The organism is Archangium sp. (assembly GCF_057119385.1).
On sequence record NZ_DBNGVP010000056.1, the window covers coordinates 80,381 to 87,625 of the forward strand.

Below are 7,245 nucleotides of genomic sequence, written 5' to 3' on the forward strand. Positions count from 1 at the left end.
TACGGGGCCCGCGCGGCTCTGGTTGGAGATAGATATCGGCGCGGCGGAATCGGGCCTTCGGGTCACGGTCCGCGGTTGCCGGGGGGAGAGACCCGAGCCCGGAACACTCGGCGCGGACGTCACGCCGGAGAGTTTGCGAACCTTCTCCGACAACCTCCGGGCCACGGCCCGGAAGCAGTCACCCCTGGAGGAGCACCTCGCGCGAGCCCAGGCCTTCCACGCGGCGCTCTTCCAGGGCGCGGTGCAGCAGGTGCTCCTGCCCCTGCGCGAAGCGGCGAATGAGGGCCCGGTGCTCCTGCAACTGGGACTTCATGGGCCACTCCTCCAGGCCTTCCCGTGGGAGGCGCTGTGCGAGCCTCGGACGAAGCGGGGCTTCCTGGGCAACTCGACGGACATGCTGGTGGTGCGCGGCGTGACGTCGACACAGCCCTGGCTGCCGCGGGAGATCCAGGGGGCGGTGCGGGTTCGGGCCTTCGTTCCCCAGGAGACCCACGCGCCCGCGCTCCGCGCGCTCCAGGGGGCGCTGCACGAGAGCATCGCCTCGGGCGAGGTGGAGTGGTTGGAGCCTGTCGTCGGTGCGCGGCTCCAGCCGCGTTACCTCCCCGAGCTGCTGCGGTGCGAGCCCATGCCTCATGTCCTCCACTTCCTGGGGCACGGTGGCGTGAGGGCGGACGGGACGCCCGTGCTGCAACTCGTGGACGCCGAGGGAGAGGAGCGCTGGTTGGAGGTGGAGTCCCTGGTCGAGCAGATCAAGGCCAGCGGGCTCCACAAGCACCTGCGCCTCATCGTCCTGGATGCGTGCGAGGGGGCCCAGCCGGGGGCCTTCGCGAGCGCGGCGGAGCTGCTCGCCCGGACGGGAGTGGCCGCCGTGGTGGCCCACCTGTGGCCCGTGCGCAATGACGTGGCGCGCTTGTGCTCGTCCACCTTCTACCGGGCGCTCACCGGGGCCAGGTCACCCCAGAAGGGGGACGTGGCGCTCGGTCTCCACGAGGCGCGGCGCATGGTGCTGATGGAGCATGGCACCGCCGAGGCCTTCTCTCCGGTGCTGTACCTGCGCGGCCATGACTCCGTCCTCTTCGACTTCAAGCACCGAAAGGAATTGAGGGCGCCCGCGCCCGCGCCACGCGTGGACAATCCGCTGGCGCTCGCGCTGGAGCGGCTGATGGAGGGCCCTTTCTCGCTGCTGTTGGGAGACGAAGGAGGGCACCTGGGCTCCACCCTGGATGGCTTCCATCAACGGATGCGCGAGGATCTCGCCCACGCAGGAGCGGCTCCGCCTTCCGAGCACCTCCCCACGAGCGCGCTGGCCCAGCAGTACCTGCTGCGCCTGGGGGAGAAGGAACTGGACTTCGTGTTCCAGGAGACCCTCGGAGGGGAGGCGACTCCGCCGCCTCTGTTGGAGGCTCTGGCGCGCGGGTTGTGGCCCGGTGTCCACGTCACATTGTTGCGCCTGCCCCTGCTGGAGCGCGCCCTGGCCGAGCACCGGCCCGAGCTCACGCTCCATGTCATCCAGCCTCCAGAACCCGGTGGGAAGCGGGCCACGGTGATGCGGCGTGAGGCCGGCGGCAAGAGCTGGGAGCGGCTGGCCCGGCCTCCGTCGTTACTGGACCTGGAGCAGGAACTGGTGGTGCTCCGTTTGTACCGGGGCTATCTCCCCTCGAACCTCCACGATCGGCCATTGCTCACCGAGGATGACTTCCTGCTGGGGGTGCATGCGCTGGAGCAGATGCTGCCGCCGGATCTGGCGGATGCCATCCAGAGCGCGCTGCTGCGCCATCCTGCGCTGCTGATGGGGTTGTCGATGCTCAGCTGGGACCACCGGATGTTGCTCTACCGGCTCTTCGGGTCTCAGGCCCTGCCGTCGGGGAGCCTCGCGGTGGTGGAGCCCGGTGGGCAGCAGGAGTGCGGGCTGTGGGAAGAGGGGCGGGGGCTGCCCGGCAAGGCCCCCTTGCGCCATGTCTTCGAGGCGAGCGCCGAGGTGCTCGCAGCGCTGCTCGAGACCCGGGGCTCGGGAGGGCGGACGTCATGAGCGCGGAGATGGGCTTCAACCCCTTCCTGGGGCCTCGTCCCTACAGCGGGAGCGAGGATGATCGCAGGCTCTTCACGGGCCGAAACGAGGTGACGCGGCGGTTGATGAACCGCATCCTCGCCCATGCCTGTGTCACTCTGCATGGGCCCTCCGGAGCTGGGAAGTCCTCGCTGATGCAAGCTGGAGTGATTCCCCGGTTGAAGCAGGAGCACGACTTCCGGGCCGTGTCCGTGGACGGGTGGCCCGCGGGCGAGGCGCCCCTGCCGTGGTTGGCGCGGGCGATGTTCGCGCAGCTCGAACTGGGCAACGTTCCAGAGGCGCTTCCGGCCGCCGAGGCTCTCGAGCTGGCGGTGGAACTGGCCGAGGAGCGCTCGGAGCGGCCGGTTCTCATCTTCCTGGATCAACTCGAGCAGCTCCTGCTTCCAGGGCATGCGGTGGAGGAGACGGAGGAGTTCCTGGAGGGCGTGGATGCCTTGGCGCGCAAGACGTCCCAGAAGCTGTGCATCGTCCTGTCGCTGCGCGAGGACTACCTGGGTCGCTTCCGGGACAGGGCGCGAGGATGGAGGACGCTCTTGGAGGGGGGCTTCCGGCTCGGGCCACTCACGGTGGGGGAGTTGCTGGAGGTCGTGCTCCATTTGGCGACCCTGGGCCAGCCCTCACAGTCATGGGTGAGGGAAGAGACGCGAGCGCTGATGCTGCAGGTGCGGATGCCCGGGCAGCTGGCCAGGGACGAGGCCGAGGTGCAGACGGCGTTCGCCCAGATCGTCTGCCGGGCCTTGTGGGCGGAGCGAGCGGAGGGAAGCCTGGTGCGGGCGGTGGATGCGGAGAACATCCTGCACGGGTACCTGGAGACGACGTTGGCCGGACTGGGCGCGTTGACGCCAGCGGCGCAGCGGCTGCTGGAGGAGCACCTGGTCGCCGCGGATGGAAGCCGGGCGCTGTTGACGGAGCAGGAGGCGCGGGCCGCGCTTCCTCCAGAGCAGGCGGACACGGTGCTCGACTGCCTGGAGCGAGCGGCGGTGCTGCGTGCCGAGGAGCACTACAGCAGCCGGTACTTCGAACTAGGGCATGATTGGCTGGCCCGGAAGGTCTTCGAGTCCAAGCAACAGCGAGAGCAGAAGGCGGAGCAACTGCGGCTGCTATTGGAGCGCCGGAAGTTGCGACTCATGGCTGCGGGATCCGTGGGACTGGTGGTGCTGGGCACCTTGTTTGTCTGGGGCGTGTTTCAGACAAAGCGGGCGGAAGAGCAGGCTCAGCGTGCTCGCTTCCTTGGCATTATGGCGGGAGCACGGGAACTGCTGGGGCGCGGGCAGATCGCGAGGTCGGGCAAGTTGCTCCTTGAGATCACTCAGCCAGCGCAGGTGAAGGATTGGCTCAGTCTCTCGAACGAAGTGCTGGGATTCACTCAAGAAGTCGCACTGCCTTGTCCAGGGTGTTTTCGCGCCTCGTTCAGTCCGGATGGACAGTACATTGTGACGATCTTTCGCGATAAGGCGCGGGTGTGGCGAGTGGATGGGCAGGGGGAGTCAGTGGTGCTGCGCGGCCATGAGGGACGGGTGGGGTCCGCAGCCTTCAGCCCTGACGGGCAGCGGGTGGTGACGGCCTCCGAGGACAAGACGGCGCGGGTGTGGCGCGTGGACGGGCAAGGGGCGCCGGTGGTGCTGCGCGGCCATGAGGGAGAGGTGTGGTCCGCAGCCTTCAGCCCTGACGGGCAGCGGGTGGTGACGGCCTCTGTGGACGCGACGGCGCGGGTGTGGCGCGTGGATGGGCAGGGGGAACCGGTGGTGCTGCGCGGCCATGAGGGAGCGGTATTGTCCGCAGCCTTCAGCCCTGACGGGCAGCGGGTGGTGACGGCCTCCGAGGACGCGACGGCGTGGGTGTGGCGAGTGGACGGGCAGGGGGCGCCGGTGGTGCTGCGCGGCCATGAGGGGCCGGTGGGGTCCGCAGCCTTCAGCCCTGACGGGCAGCGGGTGGTGACGGCCTCCACGGATGGGACCGCCAGACTCTGGTCTCTGTCCGTTGACAGAGTTCGACAGCGGCTACGAGAAGCCAACAAGGATTGTCTCTCCGCGGGCGACCGGATGACCTATGTCGGCGAAACGGAAGCCCTCGCCATTGAGCACTACGAGGCCTGCGAGCGCTCCTACGGCCGCGTTCCCCTGTCAGCCGCCGCCGTTCCGTAGGCACAGCCGTGCCGCCGGGTCTCCCAGCAGCACGTAGCCGCGCAAGTCATTGCGCTCCATCCAGCGCGCCGCGTGTTCGACCGGATCGACGGGATCCGGCCTGCCCTCGAGCAGGGCATCCTGCCGCTCCTGATACTCCGTCATCAGGCCGTCGTTCACCTCGCGGTATGCGCGCATCAACGCGTCCAGCGCCACGCCCGCCCGGCTGCCGTTCGCCAGCACCTCCAGCGCTCCGGCGATCCGCGAGGCCCGGCCGCGAGAGGCCGCACCCACGGTGGTGAAGCCATACGTCCAGGCCAGGTCGCTGTGGCCGATGATGGCCAGCGGGCCTCGTGGGTTGGCCAGGGCCGCCTGGGGCAGGGCGGCGAGGAAGGGACGCTCGCCCTCCTTGGGCAGGCTCTCCAGGACCTCCTGGGCGTGGTCCTTCTGGCCGCCCTCCCGGGCCAGCAGCGTCAGCCACGCATGGAAGGCACTGCGCGGGGGCGTGGCCGCGCCGAAACAGGCCAGGCAGAACCACATGCCCTCGGGGAGGAAGGGCGTGGTCCGCAGTTCCTCCGCGGAGAGCAGCTCTCCGCTCGCGAGGCGCAGGGCCCCTTGTTGTGAGCGCTGCTGCTCCAGGGAGCGCCAACCCCGACGAGGCTTCCCGAGTCCATGGCTCACCGAGAGCATCACCCCCGAGCGTGCCGCACCTCCCGCCTGGAGCAACTCCTCGAGGCCCACGCGCTCCTCGCTCCATTCCCGCAGACGCAGCGCCGGGTGCCGCCGCTTCCACCGGGTCTCCACCTGCTGCGCACAGGGATCCACCAGCAGCCGGCGGCCCTGGGCCGTGGCGGGAGTGCCATCGTCCGCGCAGTACAGGAGTACCTCGGCGGCCTCGTCCGGGTCGGCCCGGCCCTCGCTGGCCAGCACCTTCTCCGCGTAGGCCCGGTAGCCCGCGAGGTCCGGCGCCCCCGAGGACGTGGCCATGTGCAGCCGCCCCACGAGGGCTCCGAGGGCCATCACCTGTTGTAGCTCCATGGACAGTGGGTGAAGGTCCCCGAGCAGCAGCAGGTACCTGGGCCGGTCCTCCTGGGGCACGGCCTCGTCCTGGTACACGTCCCGGCGCCAGGCCACGGAACGCTTCGCGTCCATGTCCGCGGGCACCCGGTACACCCGCACGGGCGCGCCCTGTTGCCGCTCCCGGTGTTCCATCAGCGGCGCGATGGCTCGCAGCAGCGCCTCGCCTTCTTCGCCCTCCGGAGCCACCACGCCCCAGCGCTGGGCGGACAGGTCGTTCGGGTTCGCATCGGGCTTCTCGAGTGTGGGCACCTCGGCCCGGCCCGGGAGCTTCTCGGGCCGTGGGGCTGCCCGGGCCGATTCCTCGGGCAGTCCGGCGGGCAGCACGGGTTGCCGGTCGTCCGCTCGGGCCAGCAGCAGGTTCAACCCGCTCGGTACGCTCTCCAGTGGTCCCTTCCGTGTCATGGCGGTGTCCCTCCCACCCCCACCTTCGCACAACCGGGCGCCCGGCTTCGTCGCGAGGTGTTGGTTCTAGGGTGTGAACACGAAGAGGGGGGTGCACATGACGACTCATCGCGACTGGATGCTCGGTACCCATCACGCCGACTTCGTGGACACCCCGGATCAGGTGTCCGCCGCCATCCAGCGGCAGCGCCTGAAGCGCGGCACGCAGGTGACTACCTGAGTGAGGGACTCGCCCGAAGCCGCTCAGTGAAGGGGCTGGCCGAGGGAGTCGAGGACGGGGCGGCGGGTGGGGAGGGTGTGGTGCTCGTGGTCGTAGAAGCACTCGGGACCGAGCAGGGAGATGAGCTCGCGCTCGCGCGCCATACCGGACGCGGTGCCCGCCTCGGTGGGCAGCTCGTAGGGCTGGACGAGGACGAGGTCCTCACCGAGATTCTGGCGGCATTCGGCGGGCAGGGAGTCGAGGCGCTCGCCGAACATGCGAAGGAAGGGCGGGCCGTAGAAGTTGCGCCAGAACAGGCCCGGGAGCCCTTCGCTGTAGTCGCGCAAGTTGAAGGTGAGCTTCGAACCGATACCTTCAGGCTCCAGCCGCTGGGTCTTGCGTTGGATGTCGCTCTCGAGTGCGCACCATGCCAGCGGGGATTGTACGAGTTGCATGACCGTGGCCACCTGCTGAGCATGTGACGTCCACCAAGGAGCCTTCAGGGCTGATTTCGCAGAGGTCACCCAGATGAGCTTGCCATGGTGCGGGGGAGAGCCAGGCTTGGAGGGACGAACCCAGATGAACTCCTTCTCCGTCCTGGAGGAAATCCACAGGTTCGTATTCTCTTCGTAATAGGAGACGAGTGGCTCGGCGTTGAGCACGCCTTGAGGGATTTTCTCCTTCGTCGATACGGAACCGTACCGGACGGGAGCAAACCATTGGAACTCGTCGAAAACGAGGTGCAGAAATTGGCGTAGCACATCGCTTGAGATCGGCCCAGGCGGAAGATGGATGTATGTGTCGAGAGCGTTGGCGGACACGAGCACCTCAAGGAGGGTGATACATCACCTTCGCCTTTCCTTCCTGGGCGAGTTCCCGCAGGAACCTCTCCAACTTGCCGGACATTTTCGTAGGCCCATCAGGGTGCTTGGCAGAGCGCACCCATAGCTCGAGGTGACCGCCGTACTTCTCCACATACTCGATCATGGCCTCGAGGTTGCCGGAGAGGGACAACTCCTTGCGAGCCTTGGCCTCGACGAAGGGGTAGGGCTGGCCCCACACCAGCTCCGCGGGGTTGCCCTTCACCGAGTCGGGGATGAAGCCCTGAGCGCGGCTGCCCGGCGGCGGCATCATCATCGCCCCGTTGCGCTCGTATCTCCCCACTTGGAGGATGGCATCCTCGAAGACGTTGCCCGCCTGCCGGTTCTTGAGGATGGACTCGTACAGGCGCTCCCAGTCGGCGTCGGGCTGGAAGGAGAAGCGGGGGTACTTCTCCGGGTGGCGGAACTGATAGTCCACCCAGCGCTGGGCCTTGTGCAGGGGCGTGCCGGGCAGCAGCCGGCTGCCATCCGCCAGCGTGCGCGCGCCCAGCA

6 protein-coding genes are annotated in these 7,245 nt (G+C 68.5%); 3 read left to right on the plus strand and 3 right to left on the minus strand.

The window, feature by feature from the left end:
• Positions 1-133: 133 nt before the first annotated feature.
• Positions 134-2,029: a CHAT domain-containing protein gene (locus AC16DP_RS12475; protein WP_483956708.1), complete on the plus strand. Its 1,896-nt coding sequence runs from the start codon at positions 134-136 to the stop codon at positions 2,027-2,029.
• Positions 2,026-4,212 carry an nSTAND1 domain-containing NTPase gene (locus AC16DP_RS12480; RefSeq protein ID WP_329734119.1) on the plus strand — a complete coding sequence of 729 codons (2,187 nt, stop codon included), beginning with the start codon at positions 2,026-2,028 and terminating at the stop codon, positions 4,210-4,212. The genes AC16DP_RS12475 and AC16DP_RS12480 overlap by 4 nt, the downstream gene beginning before the upstream one ends.
• On the opposite strand, the gene AC16DP_RS12485 is transcribed toward AC16DP_RS12480, so the two are convergent.
• The gene (locus AC16DP_RS12485) at positions 4,192-5,673 is read right to left on the minus strand and encodes a hypothetical protein (RefSeq protein ID WP_329734120.1); all 1,482 of its coding nucleotides are present in this window, start codon (positions 5,671-5,673) and stop codon (positions 4,192-4,194) included. The genes AC16DP_RS12480 and AC16DP_RS12485 overlap by 21 nt on opposite strands.
• 97 nt (positions 5,674-5,770) lie before the next feature.
• Here AC16DP_RS12485 and AC16DP_RS12490 point away from each other — a divergent pair, with 97 nt between their 5' ends.
• On the plus strand, positions 5,771-5,893 hold the full coding sequence (locus AC16DP_RS12490; protein WP_329734121.1) for a hypothetical protein: 123 nt from the start codon (positions 5,771-5,773) through the stop codon (positions 5,891-5,893).
• 23 nt (positions 5,894-5,916) lie between these two features.
• On the opposite strand, the gene AC16DP_RS12495 is transcribed toward AC16DP_RS12490, so the two are convergent.
• Positions 5,917-6,327 (minus strand): hypothetical protein, encoded by a 411-nt coding sequence (locus AC16DP_RS12495; RefSeq protein WP_329734122.1) that lies wholly within the window; start codon positions 6,325-6,327, stop codon positions 5,917-5,919.
• A gap of 373 nt (positions 6,328-6,700) precedes the next feature.
• The coding region (locus AC16DP_RS12500; protein ID WP_483956709.1) for a hypothetical protein at positions 6,701-7,245 on the minus strand (545 nt) is incomplete at its 5' end.